The sequence below is a fragment of the Shewanella sp. 10N.286.52.A9 genome, assembly GCF_041468985.1.
GTDB lineage: Bacteria > Pseudomonadota > Gammaproteobacteria > Enterobacterales > Shewanellaceae > Shewanella > Shewanella japonica.
Genome location: NZ_JBFRJQ010000002.1, coordinates 122908 through 143733 on the forward strand (window position 1 = coordinate 122908; position 20826 = coordinate 143733).

At 41.0% G+C, this 20826-nt stretch carries 18 protein-coding genes; 12 read left to right on the forward strand and 6 right to left on the reverse strand.

The annotated features are described in order from the left end of the window. The first annotated feature begins 93 nt into the window (after positions 1–93). From AB4128_RS01585 to AB4128_RS01600, 4 genes are all read left to right on the forward strand, one after another. A complete protein-coding gene (locus AB4128_RS01585; RefSeq protein ID WP_372036506.1) occupies positions 94–1074 on the forward strand; it encodes a nuclease-related domain-containing protein in 981 nt (326 codons plus the stop codon). A 19-nt stretch (positions 1075–1093) separates the two neighbouring features. Beyond that, positions 1094–1672 (forward strand): excalibur calcium-binding domain-containing protein, encoded by a 579-nt coding sequence (locus AB4128_RS01590; protein WP_372036610.1) that lies wholly within the window; start codon positions 1094–1096, stop codon positions 1670–1672. 167 nt (positions 1673–1839) lie between these two features. Beyond that, positions 1840–2688: an energy transducer TonB gene (locus tag AB4128_RS01595; RefSeq protein WP_372036508.1), complete on the forward strand. Its 849-nt coding sequence runs from the start codon at positions 1840–1842 to the stop codon at positions 2686–2688. Between the two features lie 54 nt (positions 2689–2742). Continuing rightward, the gene (locus AB4128_RS01600) at positions 2743–3237 is read left to right on the forward strand and encodes a hypothetical protein (RefSeq protein ID WP_372036509.1); all 495 of its coding nucleotides are present in this window, start codon (positions 2743–2745) and stop codon (positions 3235–3237) included. Between the two features lie 81 nt (positions 3238–3318). Here the strand turns inward: AB4128_RS01600 and AB4128_RS01605 are convergent, their stop codons facing one another. From AB4128_RS01605 to AB4128_RS01620, 4 genes are all read right to left on the reverse strand, one after another. Then, positions 3319–3717 (reverse strand): hypothetical protein, encoded by a 399-nt coding sequence (locus tag AB4128_RS01605; RefSeq protein WP_055022855.1) that lies wholly within the window; start codon positions 3715–3717, stop codon positions 3319–3321. Between the two features lie 332 nt (positions 3718–4049). Beyond that, positions 4050–4352: a YecR family lipoprotein gene (yecR, locus tag AB4128_RS01610; RefSeq protein ID WP_372036510.1), complete on the reverse strand. Its 303-nt coding sequence runs from the start codon at positions 4350–4352 to the stop codon at positions 4050–4052. A 360-nt stretch (positions 4353–4712) separates the two neighbouring features. Next, positions 4713–6356 (reverse strand): chaperonin GroEL, encoded by a 1644-nt coding sequence (gene groL, locus AB4128_RS01615; RefSeq protein WP_055022856.1) that lies wholly within the window; start codon positions 6354–6356, stop codon positions 4713–4715. A gap of 52 nt (positions 6357–6408) precedes the next feature. Beyond that, complete coding sequence (locus AB4128_RS01620; protein ID WP_055022857.1) at positions 6409–6699, reverse strand: co-chaperone GroES; 291 nt, start codon at positions 6697–6699, stop codon at positions 6409–6411. A 223-nt stretch (positions 6700–6922) separates the two neighbouring features. On the opposite strand from AB4128_RS01620, the gene AB4128_RS01625 reads away from it, so the two are divergent. Further along, complete coding sequence (locus AB4128_RS01625) at positions 6923–8338, forward strand: MATE family efflux transporter (RefSeq protein ID WP_372036512.1); 1416 nt, start codon at positions 6923–6925, stop codon at positions 8336–8338. Between the two features lie 159 nt (positions 8339–8497). After that, entirely contained in the window at positions 8498–8860 is a 363-nt protein-coding gene (locus AB4128_RS01630) for a hypothetical protein (protein WP_055022859.1), read from the forward strand. 152 nt (positions 8861–9012) lie between these two features. On the opposite strand, the gene AB4128_RS01635 is transcribed toward AB4128_RS01630, so the two are convergent. Then, positions 9013–9603 (reverse strand): FxsA family protein, encoded by a 591-nt coding sequence (locus AB4128_RS01635; RefSeq protein ID WP_119967774.1) that lies wholly within the window; start codon positions 9601–9603, stop codon positions 9013–9015. Positions 9604–9855: 252 nt separating this feature from the next. On the opposite strand from AB4128_RS01635, the gene cutA reads away from it, so the two are divergent. From cutA to AB4128_RS01655, 4 genes are all read left to right on the forward strand, one after another. After that, positions 9856–10179, forward strand: coding sequence for a divalent-cation tolerance protein CutA (gene cutA, locus AB4128_RS01640; protein WP_372036513.1), 324 nt, complete (start codon positions 9856–9858; stop codon positions 10177–10179). Beyond that, positions 10176–12038, forward strand: coding sequence for a protein-disulfide reductase DsbD (locus tag AB4128_RS01645; protein ID WP_372036514.1), 1863 nt, complete (start codon positions 10176–10178; stop codon positions 12036–12038). The genes cutA and AB4128_RS01645 overlap by 4 nt, the downstream gene beginning before the upstream one ends. Positions 12039–12192: 154 nt before the next feature. Further along, a complete protein-coding gene (locus tag AB4128_RS01650) occupies positions 12193–13863 on the forward strand; it encodes a cation:proton antiporter (RefSeq protein ID WP_372036515.1) in 1671 nt (556 codons plus the stop codon). A gap of 145 nt (positions 13864–14008) precedes the next feature. Continuing rightward, positions 14009–14803, forward strand: a complete 795-nt coding sequence (locus AB4128_RS01655; RefSeq protein ID WP_119967776.1) for an ABC transporter permease — start codon at positions 14009–14011, stop codon at positions 14801–14803. A 96-nt stretch (positions 14804–14899) separates the two neighbouring features. Here AB4128_RS01655 and AB4128_RS01660 read toward each other — a convergent pair whose 3' ends face one another. Beyond that, positions 14900–16687 carry a flavocytochrome c gene (locus AB4128_RS01660; protein WP_065109672.1) on the reverse strand — a complete coding sequence of 596 codons (1788 nt, stop codon included), beginning with the start codon at positions 16685–16687 and terminating at the stop codon, positions 14900–14902. A gap of 435 nt (positions 16688–17122) precedes the next feature. Here AB4128_RS01660 and AB4128_RS01665 point away from each other — a divergent pair, with 435 nt between their 5' ends. Together AB4128_RS01665 and AB4128_RS01670 are read left to right on the forward strand one after the other, a co-directional pair. Further along, positions 17123–19147 (forward strand): ATP-binding protein, encoded by a 2025-nt coding sequence (locus AB4128_RS01665; protein WP_372036518.1) that lies wholly within the window; start codon positions 17123–17125, stop codon positions 19145–19147. Further along, positions 19144–20517: a sigma-54-dependent transcriptional regulator gene (locus tag AB4128_RS01670; RefSeq protein WP_372036520.1), complete on the forward strand. Its 1374-nt coding sequence runs from the start codon at positions 19144–19146 to the stop codon at positions 20515–20517. The genes AB4128_RS01665 and AB4128_RS01670 overlap by 4 nt, the downstream gene beginning before the upstream one ends. Positions 20518–20826 lie beyond the last annotated feature (309 nt).

Below are 20826 nucleotides of genomic sequence, written 5' to 3' on the forward strand. Positions count from 1 at the left end.
TTCTCAAACTTAAATAATATATAGCCTTAAAACGTATTCTATGAGTATTATGGTACTGATTATTATCAAGTTATGAATGGATGCTGTTGATAAATGATTCTAAAAACCAAAACCCTTCAAAATACGGTTTCACCACAGGCTATTGCTGGTCAAAAGCAAGAGCAAAACGTGGCCTTCTTTTTACGCCGTGCATTCAAAGATAACCCCGAAATACTGGTCATCAATGATTTCAAATTCACTTTTAATGATGAAACCGCTCAAATCGATCACCTAATCGTTTATCCCTATGGCTTTGTACTCATTGAATCAAAAAGCATTAAAGGGCATGTGAACGTTAATAAACAAGGTGAATGGACTCGAAGCTTTAATCGACAATGGTCTGGTATAGCATCACCTATAAAGCAGGTAGAGCTGCAGCAAACCTTACTAAAAGAATTATTAGCCCACCATAAAAGTGAAATATTGGGTAAATTGTTAGGCATAAAGCAGCAAGGATTTAACCTAAGGTGTTGGGATCACCTGTGTGTGATATCAAGCGATGCGATTATTGATAGAAACGCTATGCCAAAAGTAATCTCTGAGCAATTAGTAAAATCTGAGTTTTTGGTGGATAAGCTCAAAGAGATAATGAATTTAACGAATAAATTCATGCGATTTATTAATGTAAAAGACACTCGACCTGACTTTAATCAAGCTGAGCTAGACTCAATTGGACACTTCATTCTCAGCCAGCATATTGATAGCAGTAACCAAGCAAGTGAAGTGGTCGCTAAAACTCCTGAAGAAAATCAGCAACCCCAAGTACCAACAGCAGTTAATAACACCACTCCAATAACGAATAACCAACCTACATCAGCAACAAAATTAAGCTGTAAACATTGTGGTGAATCAACAAATTACATCCCAATGTACGGTAAGTTTGGTTATTACATTAACTGTAATCAATGCACTAAAAATACGCCCATGAAACAAGCCTGCCCCATGTGCCACAGCAAAAATACCAAAGTACAAAAGCGCAAAGAAACTTACACCTTGAATTGCCAAGATTGCAGTCATAGTCAGCAAATAGTCTAAGGAATAGAAATTGAACAACATGGAAAAAGGCAAACTTGTTCGTTGGAACGACGACAAAGGCTTTGGTTTTATCAAACCTGATTCCACAGGTAATAAAGATATATTCATTCATATATCAATACTCAAACACATGGCGAGAAAACCACTCGTAGGCGACCAAATTAACTACTTTTCAGAAACTCAAAGTGATGGAAAGATCAAAGCGATAAAAGCCAATATCGAAGGTGTCGCTGTTATCTCTACCCGCAAGTCCAATAATAATCATCGCCGACACGACAAAAATAAATCAACAAGCGGCATGCTTATCCCTCTATTAGTCATATTTGCCCTCGGCATATTTGGCTTTCAGAAATATAAAGAAATGACAGCAACGCCAGTACTAACGAACCAAGACATTGAACAGATGGAGTGGCAGCCCTCGGTAAAAAGCAATAACCCAATCACTAGCCAACCAACATTTAGATGTGAAGCTGGAAAATTCCATTGCAGTCAAATGCGCTCATGTGCCGAGGCGACTTTTTATAACAACAACTGCCCAGGTACAAAAATGGACGGTGATAGAGACGGCATCCCCTGTGAAAGCCAGTGGTGTAACTGATGCTCAAAGGTCAGGATAAAAGTTTACTCTAACCCCACTTTTCAAAATAGTGAAAAGACAAATATGACCCCACTTTTCTCTTTTCTGATCATGGGTGGCTATATAAACTGTTCATAAACCGAGCACTTAGTGTTAACGAAAACAAAAATAAAGGAAATTTAAAAATAGTGAAAAGACAAATAATTACTCTAAGTTTGATTCTGATAACTTGCGGTTGCACAATCGCAGGCAGTCAATCGACTTCTGAAGCCATAGCACCCCATAAAGAAACGGATATTGAAAATTTGAGCAAGAGGCCGTTGGTAAAACCATCTCCAGCTAAATACCCCATTGCTGCGGCAAATGAAGGTATTGAAGGTTGGGTGCAGTTGAATTTCGATATAAATGCCCAAGGCAACACTGAAAATATTAGCGTATTGAAATCTAACCCTGAAGGCGTATTCGACCAAGCGGCTATCGAATCTTTAAGCAAATGGGAATACAGACCCAAAATAGTTAATGGAGAGGCTATTCATCAACATGAAATGACGATCCAACTCGACTTTACCTTAAGTGATAAAAATGAGGTTAACTCTGATTCTTTCACCAGTAACTTCACCCCTCGCCCACCGAATAAAAACCAAATCATTACAGACCAATATCTATGGAAATCAATCAGCCATAGCTTCCAACTGTACTTAGATGGAAAACTAGATCAGGCTATATCGACAGCGAAAGTTATAAAAACATCGACTCCATTTGAACAAGCTTATGTCAATAGACTTATCGGTAGTTTTACTGCAGAAAAAGGAGATTTTGATACTGCAATAAACTACTTAACTGCAGCGACTGAAAATCAACTTTTGTCAGATCAAGATCATGCTGCTGCACTGCGATTACTCGCAGATTTAAATTACCAACAATCCTTTTATCAAACAGCCATAGACACCTACAAACGTTGGATAAGATTCACTGGAGATACTGACCAGCAAATGATTGAGCGAATATCAAACGCGGAGTTCAATCTAAAAATATGAATTTTGCTCAAACACCAAAATCGACAACGACGGTGTGCCATGTGAAAGGCAGTGGTGCAATTGATATTTAAGGGGGGCTGGAAAAGTTTACTCCGCCCCCAATTATCAAGAGGTCAGGATAAAATTTACTCTGACCCCAACTTTCCACTTTTAAGGATATATATGCGGGGAATAAAATCAGAAAACATGGATAATGACCAAGTTTTCAATCAAGCGATTATGGTAATGCTAACTTGGTTTTGTGTTTATATAGTTGTTTATTTGGTAGGTTTTTCTGATTGGTATATTGAATTTTTAGCTTATTCAATATTATTTACTTTAGTGCATTTTAATACCGTCTATTCAAAATTGTGTAGCTCTATATATAAACGAAAGAAAACAAAGTTGCTTACTGGTTGTATGGGCTATGGCGCTTTTGTGGTTTTTAACGACTTGATTTATAAACTTCAGTTTGTTCCAGAAAAGAAAGTTACTATTTTTATATACATTGTATTTTATCTAGTTTTATTGGCTTTATTTGATTTTTATATAAAAAAACATCAAAAGTGATAAGAGCAAGTGGTTAAAGTTTACTCTGCCCCTGACGAATCCCCCACTCTCTGACCCCACTTAATCCATCAAATTATAATCTTACTTTTTATCATCGACCTTACAGAATGATATAAAATCATTCTTGTATTTTTCGAAATAATCACTTTCACATATTTGATGTATATTAGTTTTGGCTGCGACTTCCTCTGCATCATAAAGTGACTCAACAATTACAGCATACTTTAATGCTTCTTGCGCATAACCTTGATAAAGCTTTATATCTCTCAGCATTGAATAGGCCATTGAACATTTCTTATCAAGATTAGGGCAGTATCGATTAATGGCTTCTAAATAATCAGTTTCAGCCTGTTTAAAGTCTTTCACTAAAAGATTATTAAAACCTTCACTCATCAATTCGTCAAAACTAAGTTGATTCTTCTCTTCAGCAATTAAACTCCAATTTATACATAATAAAAACATAAGAAAATAACGTTTCATATCTGAAGACCTTGATTATGACAAACTTGAGTAAGAAATTAGTGAAGTCAGAATAAACTAACTTCAATTAAAACAAAATTACCCTAAGTAATGTTTATATGTCATAACATAACGAAAAGCCCCGATACCTAACGGTATCGGGGCTTTCAATTTTCTATGCTTTAAGCTTTTAGGCTTTAGACCATCAATGAATTTTGCATTCTTGGCGCAGGATAAATCGTGTTAGTACAAGGCGCTTTACCACGACGTTTAGCTTTCTTAAACGAGTAGTGAAGCAACGCAGTTATCTGCTGTATTAAAACTTAAAAAACACGGAGTATAATTATTTGCGCTTAATTAAGACATTGGTACTCTTTTGTAACAGTGTACGAGTTACATTGAGTATCAATACATTTTTTATGTTCAAAATCAAATGTTTCAGCACTCTTATATCCCCATGAAATACATCGTTTTATAGCAACTTCCAGCCCTTGAGCTTCATTTAGTTGCGGAACTTCAAATGCACTAGCTTGATAACTTAATTTAACAGTACCGTCAGCTTTAGACCCTCCAGATGCTCCCCAATTCTTTTGAGTAGCACAACCTGTTAACGCTAATGAGACTGCCAATACAACATAGGCCACTAATTTATTCATTTCTATTTCAAACCTTATTTTTCTAATCAATATTTCCGACATATTAAACTATTTGGAATTTGGAAGAAGATGAATCAAACTGAAAATTGATATGCATCATAATAAATGTTGTCAGAGTAAACTGTTCCTTAAATAACCCAATAAACAAAAAGCCCGATACCGTTAGGTATCGGGGCTTTTATTTTCTTTTACAAGAAGTTCGGTTCTAAGCTTTTAGGCTTTAGACCAGCAATGAATTTTGCATTCTTGGCGCAGGATAAATCGGGTTAGAACAAGGCGCTTTACCACGACGTTTAGTACACTAAACGAGTGGTGAAGCAACGCAGTTATCACCGATTTAGACCAGCAAAGAAGCAATAATTACATCATGCCGCCCATTCCGCCCATACCACCGCCCATGCCGCCCATATCAGGCGCTGCAGCTTCTTGTGGAATTTCAGCTACCATTGCTTCTGTAGTGATCATTAGACCCGCAATAGATGCTGCAAACTGTAATGCACTACGGGTTACTTTAGTTGGGTCAAGAATACCCATTTCTAGCATGTCGCCGTAAGTGTCGTTACCTGCGTTGTAACCGTAGTTGCCGTTACCATTTTTCACGTTGTTAGCCACAACTGATGCTTCTTCACCTGCGTTAGTCGCGATTTGACGAAGTGGTGCTTCCATTGAACGTAGTGCGATAATAACACCGTGTTTTTGGTCTTCGTTGCTAACTTCAACTTCAGAGATTTTAGACGCAACACGTACTAGCGCTACCCCGCCTCCTGGTACAACACCTTCTTCAACAGCTGCACGAGTTGCATGTAATGCATCTTCTACGCGCGCTTTTTTCTCTTTCATTTCAACTTCTGTCGCTGCGCCAACTTTGATAACAGCTACGCCGCCAGCAAGTTTAGCCATACGCTCTTGAAGTTTTTCTTTGTCGTAGTCAGACGTTGACTCTTCAACTTGTTGTTTGATTTGCGATACACGTGCAGAGATTTGTACTTGCTCACCGTTACCATCGATGATGGTTGCGTTATCTTTAGTGATAACTACGCGCTTAGCTGTACCTAAATCTTCTAATGTCGCTTTTTCAATTTCAAGACCGATTTCTTCAGCGATAACTGTACCGCCAGTTAAGATTGCGATGTCTTGTAGCATTGCTTTACGACGATCACCAAAGCCTGGTGCTTTAACAGCAGCCACTTTAACGATACCACGCATGTTGTTCACAACTAATGTTGCTAATGCTTCACCTTCAACGTCTTCTGCAACGATAAGCAATGGCTTACCTGTTTTTGCTAGACCTTCAAGAATCGGTAGTAATTCACGGATGTTAGAGATTTTCTTATCAACTAATAAGATAAATGGAGAATCTAACTCTACGCTGCCAGTTTCTGGCTTATTGATGAAGTATGGTGATAGGTAACCACGGTCAAACTGCATACCTTCAACAACGTCTAATTCGTTTTCTAGTGCTTGGCCTTCTTCAACAGTGATAACGCCTTCTTTACCGACGCGCTCCATTGCAGTGGCAATGATTTCACCGATTGATTCGTCAGAGTTAGCTGAAATAGTACCAACCTGAGCAATCGCTTTAGAGTCTGAACACTCTTGAGACAATGCTTTAAGCTCAGTTACAGCGGCAACAACGGCTTTGTCGATACCACGCTTAAGATCCATTGGGTTCATACCCGCGGCAACAGCCTTAAGACCTTCAGTCACAATTGATTGTGCAAGAACAGTAGCGGTAGTTGTACCGTCACCAGCTGCATCATTGGCTTTAGAAGCAACTTCTTTCACCATTTGTGCGCCCATGTTCTCGAACTTATCTTCTAGTTCGATTTCTTTTGCTACCGATACACCATCTTTAGTGATTAGCGGTGCGCCAAAGCTTTTGTCTAAAACAACGTTACGACCTTTAGGGCCTAACGTCACTTTAACTGCGTTTGCAAGAATGTTTACGCCGTCTAGCATTTTAACGCGAGCGTCACTGCCAAATTTAACTTCTTTTGCTGACATTTGTCTGTTCCTTAAAATTTGTTGATGATTGAAAGCGAGTTAATAATTAGGATTAACCTACAACTGCCATTAAGTCAGATTCTGATAGGATAAGAACTTCTTCACCATCAATCTTTTCTTTCTTCACACCGTAACCTTCATTGAAAATCACTACGTCGCCGACTTTTACGTCAAGGGCTTTAACTTCACCGTTTTCTAAGATGCGACCATTGCCTACAGCTAGGATTTCACCACGTGTTGAAACTTCTGCAGCACTACCAGTTAATACGATGCCACCAGCTGAAGTTGACTCAACCTCTAAACGTTTTACGATTACGCGGTCATGTAATGGACGAATATTCATCTACGGACTCTCCTAATGATTGCTGCCCACAAACGAGGCGGTTTAAACAAATGATAAGGGTATTTACCCTTTGATGAATGATATATGGGGGTAGATGATCACAGTTCCAAGGGGCTTTTCTAAAAAACTGCGATTTTTTTGTAAAATTTGTAGCGAGTATTTATTAATACAGAATGAATGCTGGTAGTATTTGCCTCCCGTTTTCGTGTTTAAGTCGAGATTAATGATAGATAAACACGGGTTACTCAGCGCACCCATTGGCCGCGTGCTATTTAACATGAGTTTCCCTAACCTTATCGGTATCCTCACCATTTATGGTGGAAGCCTTATAGATACGTTTTTCATTAGCCAATTAGGGACTGATGCGCTTACTGCTGTCAGTTTTACTTTTCCAGTCGCTGTTGTTTTTGCAAGTATTGCAATAGGCATTGGTGCCGCTGTATCAACAAACTTAGCAAGGCTCATTGGCGCTGGTCATCATGATAAAGCGAAAAACTTCTTGTTTGATGCCCTATTACTGACGTTTTTATTAGTCAGTGTCCTGGTGTCATTAGGGATTATGGCCATTGACCCATTGTTTACCCTAATGGGGGCAAACGAAAAAACGTTACCATTGATCCACGATTACATGCTGATTTGGTTCATCAGTGCTCCGCTTTTAGTCTTATTAATGGTCGGTAACCAAGGAATAAGAGCAACTGGTGACACCCGCTCACCAGCAATTATTATGTCTGTTGCCGCCATCATTAATCTAGTTTTAGATCCCTTCCTTATTTTTGGTATCGGGCCATTTCCACGATTAGAAATCCAAGGGGCTGCCATTGCGACATTGGTCTCTTGGGTCGTTTCATTTACCGTATCTGTTTATATCTTAGTGTTTAAAAAACAAATCCTCGAAATGATGAGTTTATGTAAGCTAAGGATAAAAAAGAACTGGAAAACATTAGGTCACATTGCACGACCTGCCGCCTTAATGAATATGCTAAATCCTATTGCCAATGGGGTGATATTAGCCATGCTAGCCCGAGCAGACCAAGCCGCTGTGGCAGCTTATGGTGCAGGTATTCGCTTAGAAACCTTATTTATTGTAGTCACCATGGCGATGACCTCCAGCCTTATGCCATTTGTTGGGCAAAACCTCGGGGCTGGACAACACAAGCGAGCCAAAGAAGGCATGTTGCTCGCACTACGGTTTGCATTTGTGTTTCAAAGCTTAATGTATATTCCAATATTGTTAAGTGGCGAATCCATTGCTAAGTTGTTCAGTAGCGACCCTTTAGTCATCGATTGGCTGAGTTTTTATATTCAAGTATTGCCTGCTGCGTACGGCTGGCTTGCTATCGTTATCATGTTTGCCACCTGTTTAAATGCCTACCACCGACCACTCAAGTCATTAGTCATTAATGTCATCAGGTTGTTTGGATTAATGTTGCCACTGGCTGCTTTAGGAATGTATTTGGGCGGCGTAAAAGGCTTGCTTATTGCTATACCAGTGACTAACGTCATTATGGGAATAGCCTGTTACATTATGGCTTGCAGGATCACTGAACATCCTTCGGTTAAGTACGCCAATAATAATTCAAATGGTAATAGCGGTAGTGATAGTGGCGTTACAAACTCCGCTGACAGCGTTATCTAAGCCATCTGGAATCTAACATCTGGCGCTTAAACAACCTATCAAGATGACGATTTATTAATTTGTATTACTTGCCCAATGTGTCATAACGTAGCGTTATACAGGTTTATGTAAACGACTGTCATGACGCAAGCATTCAAGGAAGAATATGAGGAATCATTTATGAGTAAATCCATTAATGCCGCGCTACTCAATGCCTTTGTCTGCCCTGGCACAGGGCATTTATATTTGGGCAAAAAGGCAATGGGTTGGGGTATTATCATCACCTGTTTTGCCAGTTTATGCGCCATGATGATTGTGGTTATCGAGCGAGCTCAAGCCATAGCTGATGATATTGTCGCAGGTAACATAGCCCTAGACTTTACAGCCATATATAGCGCAGTGCACACGAGTGTCACTGCCAACTTACCCACGTCGGCCACTTTGGCAATGTACGCCTTTTTACTCTGTTGGATTGGTGGCACCATTAGCGCTTTTATAATGGGTAAAAAAATGGATGATGCCGCTGCTCACTCCAGTGATTAATATTTGCCAAGCAGTAACAAAAAACATAACTAAAAAGCCGGCTGAGTATTCTCAGCCGGCTTTCTTTTTTAGTCGCATTTATACGAAATGGGCAGTCTTTCCTTAATTGCTTCAGCATTAAGGTATCTAGCGCAGTGACTTACATCGCGTCGCTATTTCGTTTTTTCATCTTCTGACTTTTCGTCGCTTTTTGGCGTGATATCTTTCACTTCAACTTGATGAGTTTCTGGGGTTAATTCACTTGGATCGAATTTACGCTCAAAGTCGCCATCGAACGTATTACCGTTATCTCCATGACGGCCTTGATCAAATGGATTTTGACCAAAACCTTGTTGACCAAACGGGTTTTGTCCAGCTTGCCCTTGAAAACCGCCACCAGCAACAACTCGCATTTGCATGCGTTTAAAAATATAACTCGCAATCGGCGAGCGAGTGATAGGAGTAAGCAGTAATAAACCAATAAAGTCAGTCACAAACCCTGGGAATAACAGTAATAAACCAGCAGCAGCAAGCATCATACCTTCAACAATTTCTTTGCCTGGCGCTTCGCCACGCTCAAGCTTAGATTGCACAGACATCAAGGTGCTCAAGCCTTGGCTACGAACCAATGACACACCCACAATCGCAGTTAAAAACACTAATGCAATGGTATTTAATGAGCCGAACACTTCACCTACTGAAATCAGTACTGATAATTCAATAGCTGGGACAAGAATAAACACTAAAAATATAACTAACAGCATGTTGGCCTCAATTTTTTCATTGGCTATGAACGATATATGGGGGTAGTCGGGTCTTAATTCAAGACGCGTCACGATAATCATTAATGACTAATGCAACCGATTACAAAAAATCGTACAGTATTGCTTTATTGTGAATAATGAAAATTAGTTGCAATAAAGGGTCGTGATAAATATACCAGCCTTGGCAATCACCTATTTTAGGTTATTAAGCTTAAGCTAACTTTAAGATAAACCAAAGATGATAGACTCCCTATGTCAGCAGCGTATTTATTAGTTATAACAACTTGTCCTGATATTACCAGTGCCAAGAAACTGGCTAGTGCCTTAGTCGATGCAAAACTGGCAGCATGCGTACAACTGTATCCACAAATGGAGTCAGTCTATGTATGGGAGGATGAGGTTTGTCATAGTAGTGAAGTAGGAATGCACATAAAATGTTTGGCCAGTCATTATGACGCCATTGAACAATTAGTGATCCAACAACACCCTTATGAAGTACCAGAGTTAATCGCTGTGCCGATCGCTCAAGGCTTGCCAAACTATTTACAATGGATAAAAGAAACTTCTCAATCATGAAAAAAATATTTGCGCTTATATTTACCACTTTACTGCTGCTCTCCCCTTTAGCTCACAGTGAAGACATTTTTAGCAACAGTAATAAATTCAGTTTTTTGCAAGATGAGCCTGAATTAATGCCCGTTGAAGAAGCTTTTGTATTTGATTACCAGCAAAAAGGTAATCAAGTCGCCATAAGCTTTGTCATTGCTGACGGTTATTACATGTACCGAGATAAACTGCAGTTTAGTGCAGATGGTGCGGTCATTGGCGATATCGATTTACCGAAAGGTAAAATGCATGACGATGAATACTTTGGCGAGCAAGCCGTTTACTATTCATTTGTTACATTGCCATTAGCGATAAAAGAAGCCGCTGACGATGCCAAGGTACAAGTAACCTTTATGGGCTGTGCTGAAGGCAAGCTATGTTACCCGCCAACCAAGCGTGATGTCATTTTAGATGCGGTTGAAGCAAACGACGGTAAAATTGCAACGAAAAAAGCCATCATCGGCGATGCTTATGCAGCAAAGAAAGCAGCTGATAACGCCTCAGAAAACACTGACACACAAGCGCCAATTACGCAGCAAGATAGTTTGAGCCAGATGTTAGCTAACGACAGCCTAATGTGGACCTTAATTATCTTCTTTGGTTTAGGTATTGGATTAGCGTTAACCCCATGTGTATTCCCAATGTACCCTATTTTGTCTGGCATTATTGTTGGCCAAGGCAAGCAGTTATCAACGGCTAAAGCATTCACCTTATCGATGGCCTATGTTCAAGGTATGGCCATCACCTATTCGCTATTAGGTTTAGTGGTAGCTTCTGCCGGAATGAAGTTTCAAGCAGCGCTGCAGCATCCCGCTATCTTAATCTTCTTAGCCGTCATGTTTGTGCTATTAAGTTTATCGATGTTTGGTATGTACGAGCTGCGTCTACCTGGTAAATGGCAAGACAAAATGAACACCCTGTCGAATAACCAAAAAGGTGGCAACCTTGTTGGCGTGTTCTTTATGGGCGTGATTTCAGGCTTAGTCGCCTCCCCTTGTACTACTGCGCCGCTATCTGGTGCGCTTATTTATGTTGCACAAAGTGGCGATCTGCTCCAAGGCTTCTTAGCCTTGTATGTATTAAGCATGGGTATGGGTGTTCCCCTTCTAATTATTGGTACATCTGGTGGTAAGCTGCTACCTCGTGCAGGTGCATGGATGGATATCATCAAGACCATCTTCGGTTTCTTACTGATTTCGGTATCGATTGTGATGGTCGGCCGTATCTGGCCTGGCGTAGTGTCTGATGTACTGTGGTCAATTTGGGGCATTAGCTTAACAGGCTACTTAATGCACCAGAATAAACTTTCAGAATTTAACTGGAAGCAAACCACTCGAGGCGTGCTACTGATGCTGACTTTGCTTGCTAGTTTCTCGTATGGTTTCCAAGCAGTAATGTCTGCATTGGGGATGCAAGCGCCTTCAATGAGCACTCAAATTAGTCAAACAGCTAAAGTTGAGCATGCTGAGTTTACAATTATTAAATCTGTAGAAGATTTAGAAGTTGAGCTCGATAAGGCCAGTATTAGTGGCAAAACCGTAATGTTAGATTTATACGCCGACTGGTGTGTGGCGTGTAAAGAGTTTGAAAATATTACCTTTGTTGACCCTGAAGTGATGTCACGTTTAGATCAAATGGTGTTACTACAAGCTGATGTCACTAAGAGTGATGCGATTGATGTGGAATTGCTAGAGCATTTCAGCGTATTAGGCTTACCTACCTTGTTGATGTTTGATGAAAATGGCAACCAACGTGAAGATTTACGAGTAACAGGCTTTATGGGACCTAAACCGTTTGCTGAACACCTAGATTTATTACTTAAAAAATAATTTCACTACATAGTAAGTTACTGATAAATGGTCAATTTAGTAATTAAATTGACCATTTTTTTATTTCATGCGCAATTTTTAATATCAAGTTAATTAATTTCTTATACAATCTACTTACCTACAACCTCTTTTCAACAACTAGACTTAAGGCATTATGGAACCAGCAATTTTCATTATTACCCTTCTTTGCGGCATGCTAGTCAGCCGAGTGGGACTCCCTCCGCTCATTGGTTATTTAGCGGCCGGCTTCTTACTGTTTATCTTTGGCGTACAAGATGAAAGTGTTCCACTGCTACAAGAGTTAGCAGACTTAGGCGTCATGTTGTTACTGTTCGCCATTGGCTTAAAGCTGGATGTTAAAAGTTTACTTAAGTCGGAGATTTGGGCCAGTTCCAGTCTTCACTTAGTTGGCTCAATTCTATTCTTTTTACCTATCCTTAAATTGTTAGGCTTGGTTGGCTTAGATAGATTGGTTGATCTTGAAATGAACCAACTATTGCTGCTGAGCTTCGCATTAAGCTTCTCCAGTACGGTATTTGCCGTGAAAGTGCTAGATGAAAACGGCGATGGCCAAGCGTTATACGGCCGCATCGCTATTGGTATCTTGATTATGCAAGATATCTTCGCGGTGCTGTTTTTAACCATTTCCAAAGGTGAGTTTCCTTCAGTTTATGCCTTTGGTTTATTGTTATTGCCGCTATTAAAACCGGTTATTTATAAAGTGTTTGATCGTGTTGGCCACGGTGAAATGCTTATTCTATTTGGTCTTGCTATGGCATTGGTCATGGGCGCTTGGGTATTTGAGGCGGTCGGATTAAAGCCAGATTTAGGCGCCTTGATCATGGGGGTTTTACTTGCTGGTCACGCTAAATCCTCTGAGCTGGCCAAATCAATTTATTACTTTAAAGAACTGTTCTTAGTGGCGTTCTTTTTAACCATTGGCTTAAATGGACTACCAACCATTGAAGATGTTGGTTTAGCAGGCCTATTGGTACTATTAGTGCCGTTTAAAATCATGCTGTTCTTTGTCATATTAACTCGCTTTAAACTGCGTGCTCGTACATCAATGTTTGCATCGTTTAACTTAGGTAATTACAGTGAGTTTGGCTTAATCGTAGCAGCCGTTGCCGCGCAAAAAGGCTGGTTACCTGCTGAGTGGTTGATTATTCTCGCCGTAGCGTTAAGTATTAGCTTTTTAATTGCAGCGCCGCTCAATGCCAGCGTCAACCGCATTTATCAGCGTTTTCAGACAACAGTAACTACCTTAGAAAAGCACCCATTGCATCCTGAAGACAGACAAATTCCTGTCGGCAATCCACGCTTTTTAATTCTAGGTATGGGCCGCATTGGCTCGGGCGCCTACGATGAGCTTCGCAGTAAATATAAAGGCGAAATCCTAGGAATTGAACATAAACAAGATTTGGTCGATTTTCATCGTAATGAGGGCCGTAATGTTGTGCAAGGTGATGCCAGCGATACCGACTTTTGGGAAAAGCTTGAGCGTGCCCCAAGTCTAGAACTCGTGTTACTTGCCATGCCGCACCATGTGGGGAATATGTTTGCTGTTGAGCAACTGAAAAAACTGGAGTATAAAGGCAAAATTAGTGCGATAGTCCAGTACTCAGAAGATGCATTGTCACTCAAAGAGCAAGGTGTAGACAGCGTATATAACTTGTACGAAGCTGCTGGTGCAGGTTTTGTGGATAATGTAATCCATGAGTTATTAGAGCCAGTCATTGAAGACGAACAAGACAATTCACAAGACAATTCACAAGATAAGGCTGTCGCGTCTGATGAAATAAACCAAATTCTCAGTAAGCCATAGCTTCTCAGTAATAGCATAGCGTGACACGCTAACGTGAATCTATCTGCGCCTTATGGTTTCATAAGGCGTTTTTTTATGCTCATATTTTATCTACAATGCCTGTCAACGACGGGGAACTGTATTCATCAATTAAACGAGACACCAAATGGATATTAGCTGGTTAGCGCTTGGGTTATTTATGCTGGTATTAATCGCCCCCATTGCGATTAATCAGGTTTATCAGCTTCACTTGGGCAAAGATATGGCCATTGCGGTGACTCGTATGACGGTACAAATGGCGTTAATTGGTGTGTATCTGCAGTATCTTTTTCACCTTGATAACCTTTGGGTTAACCTCATTTGGCTTGTTGTGATGTTACTTGTGGGGGCTAGCGCCATAATCAGCAAGGCTAATTTACCCAAACACCCACTGATGGCGCCTGTTATATCAGGCTTAATACTAGGACTTGTGCCAATATTGCTCATCATGATGTTGTGGTTATTTCAACCTACACCGATTTACAATGCGCAATATTTGATACCCACAGCAGGAATGTTGCTGGGAAATAGTTTAAGTAGCAATATTATTGCTCTGCAGCGATTATTTGCCGCATTTGACCAACAGCAAGCACAATATCAAGGCGCACTTGCCTTGGGTGCAACACCTAAACAAGCGGCAGCGCCTTTTGTGCAAACAGCGCTGCAACAATCTTTTGCCCCGATTCTGGCATCGATGGCGACAACGGGATTAGTCAGTTTACCTGGCATGATGACTGGACAAATTTTAGGGGGTGTAGACCCCATAATCGCAGTCAAATATCAGATCGTCATTTTGGTTGCCATTTTTGCGACCTTAACGATTTCTGTAACAAGTTCAATTAGCTTTGCTTTACATAAACTGCTCGCGCATACTGGCAAAATGCGTTTTAACTTACTCACCAACACTGATAACCAAAGATAAACCAGACATAAAAAAGTGAGCCATGAGGCTCACTTTTTAGTTATTAGCATGAAGGGGAGTCATGCTATTTTGTTACTACCGATTCAAAATTGATGGCTATTTTTTTGAATAGGCTGCCGCTTGCTCACCTGCTAAGCGGCCAAAGGTAATGATGTCAGAGATTGCGTTACCACCTAAACGGTTGGCACCATGAACACCACCTGTCACTTCACCTGCACCGTATAAACCAGGAATCACTTTCTTATCTTCTGAGAGCACTTCCGCTTTATCGTCAATTGAGACACCGCCCATGGTGTGATGCACACCTGGTGTAACTTCAATGGCGTAGTAATGACCTTCATTTAATGCACGTGGTAAGTTCGCACGTTCAAAGTCAGTGTCTTTGCCTGCTGCAACTAACTTGTTGTACTGAGCAATCGTTGCCGTTAGTGCTTTACCGTCAATACCTTCAATTTTGCCTAACTTCTCTGGCGTTTCAGCTGATGGCACGACACCAAGTTGAATGTACTTATCGATTTTCTTCAATGATTTACGCACTGAATCATCAAAAATTAAGTAAGCCACTTTACCGGTTTGATTAAGAATCGCCGCAGCAGCTTTATCACGAGTAGTGATTTCATTAACAAAGCGCTTACCTTCTTTATTAACCAAAATGGCACCGTTACCACGCACCGCTTCAGTCACCATCACCCCGCCTTTAACTGACAAAGTAGGATGCGCTTGAATGTATTGGATATCTGTCATGCCTGCACCAGCGTTACCCGCAACATCTAAACCATCACCTGTCGCACCTGGCTGGTTAGTTGAAATAAAGCCTTTTAACTTAGGATCAAGTTTAGCAACACGTTCATTGTTACGACCAAATCCACCCGTTGCCATGACGACCGCTTCAGCTTTAATCCAGTAGTAGCCTTTGTATTTACCTTTAACCAGTAAACCTTCCACTTTACCTGAATCATCTTTAATAACTTCAACACCACGGGTATTCATACGCATGTCAATATCACGCTTAAGTGCATTATCATAAAGCACTTGAATGACGTGAGCCCCTACACCTGCACCACCTGTAGGACGATGAGAACGGTTAGCTGATGCGCCGCCCATACGACCAACATCATTTAAATCAGCGCCCATGCCTGTCATCCAATCAACAGAGCCTTTAGAGTGAGAGGTTAATACATCCACTAACTTAGGATCGTTTAACTCGCGACCACCTTTCATGGTGTCTTTATACATAGACTCAACGCTATCTTTAATATCTTTAGCTTTTTGTTGATCAGTCCACGCGGCGTTCATACCACCTGCAGCCAATTTAGCGTTACCACCAATCACTGGCTCTTTTTCAATCAAAATAACTTTAGCGCCTGCATCCGTTGCTGCCACTGCGGCTGAGAAGCCTGCGCCACCAGAGCCCACAACCACCACATTCACAATGTCACTTGGCGCTGCTGATAATGCCGCTTTACGATCTGCTGCATCTTTTGCTAATTCTGCAATCGTAGGTTCGTAGCGCTCCCATTTGCTGCCAAACGGCATATCAAACTCAAAGCTATGGCAAGAGTCACAATACACGACTGATTTTTCATGGCCGCTATGACATGATGTACATGCGACATCACCTGGGAAGTGAGATTCATGGGCATTATAATTTTCACGAGTATTGCTTTCTGCCACTTCCGCTAACGTGCCATGACACGACACACACTGTTCATTTTCATAAGTTAAGCTGTCATTAGACAATTCACCACTTGGTAAATGACAGCTTTCACAATCTTGATTTTCTGAGTGAAAGTCAGCAAGGTTGTCAGCTGCAATTGCGCCTCCAGCTAACCCCGCTGAGCCTAGTAGTACAGCTAACAAGGCTGCGCATCGTGTTAATTTCATGGTAACTCCTTAAAAATAGCAATGACGCTAATTCGCCTTGGCATGCTTAATCACTAAGCCATACCTTTTGCTATTGAACCTGATGTAAGACTATTTTGACTCTGGGTTAATGCGGCCTCAATCAAACTCTGCAGACTCAATTTGAAACTTTACAGCGGATCACATCTGCCATTTATGGCTATGCAAAAGCGCATAACCTCAATGGTGACTATGCATTTTTGCATAGCCTGTAGTGATCCGTGTCACAATCAATTGATGCTGAATTTCTTGGTTCTTTCAAACTAAGACGTGTCAAAGCTTAGAAATAAACTGACTAAAATCAAGCTTGAATCTCACTATTCATCTTTGTGTCATATTTACGCTCAATGCCACAGTTCTGAAGATTATCATTTGCTAAAGTGCAGCTAATATCTCTTGTAAATCCGTTATCCTTTGATGAAATATTTTGCGCTATTACTGCTAATACTATCCATACCTGCTAATGCTGAAGAGGCAATTGTGTTTGGTGTGCACTCCACAACTGCGCCGCTTGAGTGGCGAGATAATGGCGTGGATCAAGGGTTTAATGTGGAACTCATGGAAAGCATTGGTTTACTGTTGAACAAGCCTATTACAGTGAGGCGCAAGACATTTCAGCAATTAGTCAGTGACATGCACAGTAGCGACAGTGATGTGGATGTGATTGCAGTTGTTAGCCCTGTTAACTTTCGTCGAGAACTGGCGCAATCCGATCCTGTGTATGCCACGCATGCCAAAGCCTTTACTTTGCAAGGTGAAGACTACATCGATAATTGGTCTGACTTAGTTGGTAAACGGGTGGCCATTAAAAATGGCGCATTTGTGGATATCTTTTTAAAAAATCAGCCACAAGATTTCACCCAAGTGAAAGTCGATTTGTACGAAACAGGCTTTCAAATGTTGATGAGTAAAGAAGTGGATGTGGTCCTAGCGGAGAATTTTGTCGCTAGACGGTTACAACCCAAATACCCATCAGTTCGCAGCGCCAGTGATGCATTAATTTTTGGTGCATTTACCTTTGTTAGTCATCCTGCCAATGCCCCGTTATTGAAAGAAATCAATGATGCTCTAAGGCAACTGAAAATTTCGGGAGAATATGACAGATTAGTCAATAAATGGTTTGGCATGGGACGAGAAAAGTTTGATATCACCTCAACTCACCAAAAGATGCTCACTTTATCTATTGTTATTTCGATAATTTCGGCAATGGGCATGCTGTATACCTTTTCCGTAAGCCGTAGTTTGAAATATCGCTCTGAAGCATTAGCGCTTGAGCTACAACAACGTAAAATCGCCGAGCAAAAAATCCGTTCATTATCGCAGCAGTTCCAAGCTGTGCTGGATGGTATCCCTCATGGAATGACCATCTTTGATAAACAAATGCAGTGCCTGTGGAGTAATGACAATAATCAGTTATTGACTCATAGCCAGTTTCATTACATTGATGGGACACCTTTTGATTTAGCTGAAAGTGTTAAAAGCGTCATTGACTCTAAAAAGTCCTTTATTGCTGACATGGGATATCTTGCTCAGTATTGGCAAGTGCAAATTCATCCAATTGCTGACGAGCAAGCCGTTGTACTACTTGAAGAAAACACTGAGCAACAGCATTTGCGCCAAGCCAATGATGAAGCCAGTCGCTTAGCCTCATTAGGCGAGTTATCGGCTGGTGTCGCCCATGAAATTAATAACCCAACCGGCATTATTATTCACTCTATTGCTCTGTTTGCCGAGGCAATGAAAGATCTGCAACCTGCTGCCGAGTATTACCAACAACGAAACCCGTTTTGGTTAATTGCAGGATTAGATCCTCAAGCGGCTTTCGCCGAGATTAACCACAGTAATGAGGTCGTAGAAGAGAGTGCTAAACGCATCTCCAGAATCGTTAATGATCTTAAATGTTACGCATTACCAAATTTGTCAGCGAATCATCAAGCAACCAGCTTAAATGAAGTGGTACACGTAGCCCAGCGTTTAACCGCCAACCAGCTTAAGCGGTTCCAAGTTACCGTTGAGCTTGCTGAGCCAAGTCCAATTATCAAAGGCGACGCCCAGCAGTTACACCAAGTGTTAATTAACCTTATTCAAAATGCATGTCATGCCATGGACACCACTAATGGCCATATCCATTTACGTACAGCAATGAAAGGCAAAGCTGCCTATGTCAGTGTTGAAGATAATGGTTCAGGCATGGACAAAGCGACGCTGAAGCGGATCACTGAGCCATTTTTCACGACACGTCGCTCATACGGTGGAAGCGGCCTAGGGCTCTCAGTGTGCAGCCGCATTTTAAAAGAGCATCACGGTGAGATGAAAGTCACTTCAACACTCAATCAAGGTAGTCAGTTTACTTTGGTGTTTAGTGCCATCGAACCTGAACAATCTGCGCCTTTTTCGCCAATAAGCTCATCAACATCAAATAGCAGGAAGCCAATACAGTGAAACTCGCACGTAATATCTTACTCGTCGATGATGAAGCCTCATGGCTACGTACACTATCAGTGACCTTAAATCGTTTAGTACCAGAAGCTGTTATCGACACATGTGTTGATAGCCGCCAAGTGATGAGTCGATTAGAAGGCACTGACTACGCCCTTGTGTTACTTGATTTAACGATGCCATTTCATTCGGGCGAGGATTTACTCGAGCAAATCCGCCTTGAGTATCCCAACACTCGAGTGATTATTGTTACTGGTGTCAATGAAGTAGAAACAGCGGTGCGCTGTATTAAACATGGCGCTTATAACTACTTTATTAAAACTGACGATGTCGCTGAATTAGCACTAACGGTGCGTCGTGCTTTAGAAGTCGTCGGGCTAGAGCGTAATTACCATAGAATAAAAGAAAGCTTTTTAAGCAAAACGTTAACCCAGCCCAGTGCGTTTAATAATATTCTGACCTGCGAGCCATCCTTGCTTGATCAATTTCGCTATTTAGAAGCGGTGGCTTTTAGCCCTGAGCCAATACTTATTTACGGTGAAAGTGGCACGGGCAAAGATGAATTTGCAAAGAGTTGCCATCAGTTATGCTGCCCTGATGCCCCTTTTATTAATATCAATTTAGCAGGAATAAGTGAAAGCGCTTTTGAACTTCAGGTCTTTGGGCGCTTAAGCCAAGAACCAGGCCAATCGCAAGCTGGCGCATTACACCAAGTAGGCAAAGGGTTGCTCTACCTTAATGAGATTGCAGATTTGCCTTTATCATGCCAAGCGAAGCTTGTTGATATTTTGCAGCAAAAACAATATTACCCAATGGGCAGTGACAGACCCTATCCAGTCAATTGCCGCATCATAGCTTCCACTCAACAAGATTTACTCGCCTTGAGCCAAGAAGGTAAATTTAGGCGTGATTTGCTCTACCGCTTACGTGCCCATAAAATCCATTTACCCCCTTTAAGGCAGCGCAAACTTGATATATCGATGTTGATTAATCATTTTATCGCACAAGCTGCAGAAGAAATGAACTCAACGCCGCCGCATCAACCAAGCGATCTAGCGACACAGCTTCAAGATTATGACTTCCCTGGTAACTTACATGAGCTCAAAGGAATGGTGTTCGATGCAGTAAGTCGCAGTGATGGAGTGCAGTTAACCATCTCCCCATTTATGGAAGCAATTAATGCACTTAAATCATCAAATTCTCCTAAAGGAAATCGGATTATTTTTCCGCAGACTTTACCTACGTTAGCCGATATGAGCCAAGCCTTGATTGATGAAGCAATGAGCCGTACGGCAAATAATCAAACCGCAGCCGCGCAAATGTTAGGTATAAGTCAGTCGGCATTAAGTCGACGAATAACAAAAAAAGAGTAACTCGATTCATGATGAAGGCTGTCTAAAATGGGCACTTAATACTGGTTAATCTAGACGGCTGTTGTTCTTTAAACGAAATAATAGCCGCATTAGAATAGTCCTTTAAGATAAACGGCCACACCAAACGACATGAATTTACTTAATAAATATCCATTTTCGGTCAGAAATGGAATCAAAATAGTGAATCCTAGTTACACCTCCGACCAATCGTGATATAAATCACATATCTATCGGACAATTAACTCAATTTAGTCTAAGTTTAAAGTTAAGTAGTCAATTCGATACTCGTAAAAATATCTAAGTAATTCG

Excerpts from the sequence above, each read along its gene's own strand:
- yecR (WP_372036510.1), bottom strand. The coding sequence starts at position 4,352 with ATGAATAAATTAGTGGCCTATGTTGTATTGGCAGTCTCATTAGCGTTA.
- AB4128_RS01590 (WP_372036610.1), top strand. The coding sequence starts at position 1,094 with ATGGAAAAAGGCAAACTTGTTCGTTGGAACGACGACAAAGGCTTTGGT.
- AB4128_RS01585 (WP_372036506.1), top strand. The coding sequence starts at position 94 with ATGATTCTAAAAACCAAAACCCTTCAAAATACGGTTTCACCACAGGCT.
- AB4128_RS01625 (WP_372036512.1), top strand. The coding sequence starts at position 6,923 with ATGATAGATAAACACGGGTTACTCAGCGCACCCATTGGCCGCGTGCTA.
- AB4128_RS01635 (WP_119967774.1), bottom strand. The coding sequence starts at position 9,603 with ATGCTGTTAGTTATATTTTTAGTGTTTATTCTTGTCCCAGCTATTGAA.
- AB4128_RS01660 (WP_065109672.1), bottom strand. The coding sequence starts at position 16,687 with ATGAAATTAACACGATGCGCAGCCTTGTTAGCTGTACTACTAGGCTCA.
- AB4128_RS01605 (WP_055022855.1), bottom strand. The coding sequence starts at position 3,717 with ATGAAACGTTATTTTCTTATGTTTTTATTATGTATAAATTGGAGTTTA.
- groL (WP_055022856.1), bottom strand. The coding sequence starts at position 6,356 with ATGTCAGCAAAAGAAGTTAAATTTGGCAGTGACGCTCGCGTTAAAATG.
- AB4128_RS01645 (WP_372036514.1), top strand. The coding sequence starts at position 10,176 with ATGAAAAAAATATTTGCGCTTATATTTACCACTTTACTGCTGCTCTCC.
- AB4128_RS01650 (WP_372036515.1), top strand. The coding sequence starts at position 12,193 with ATGGAACCAGCAATTTTCATTATTACCCTTCTTTGCGGCATGCTAGTC.
- AB4128_RS01665 (WP_372036518.1), top strand. The coding sequence starts at position 17,123 with ATGAAATATTTTGCGCTATTACTGCTAATACTATCCATACCTGCTAAT.
- cutA (WP_372036513.1), top strand. The coding sequence starts at position 9,856 with ATGTCAGCAGCGTATTTATTAGTTATAACAACTTGTCCTGATATTACC.
- AB4128_RS01630 (WP_055022859.1), top strand. The coding sequence starts at position 8,498 with ATGAGTAAATCCATTAATGCCGCGCTACTCAATGCCTTTGTCTGCCCT.
- AB4128_RS01655 (WP_119967776.1), top strand. The coding sequence starts at position 14,009 with ATGGATATTAGCTGGTTAGCGCTTGGGTTATTTATGCTGGTATTAATC.
- AB4128_RS01620 (WP_055022857.1), bottom strand. The coding sequence starts at position 6,699 with ATGAATATTCGTCCATTACATGACCGCGTAATCGTAAAACGTTTAGAG.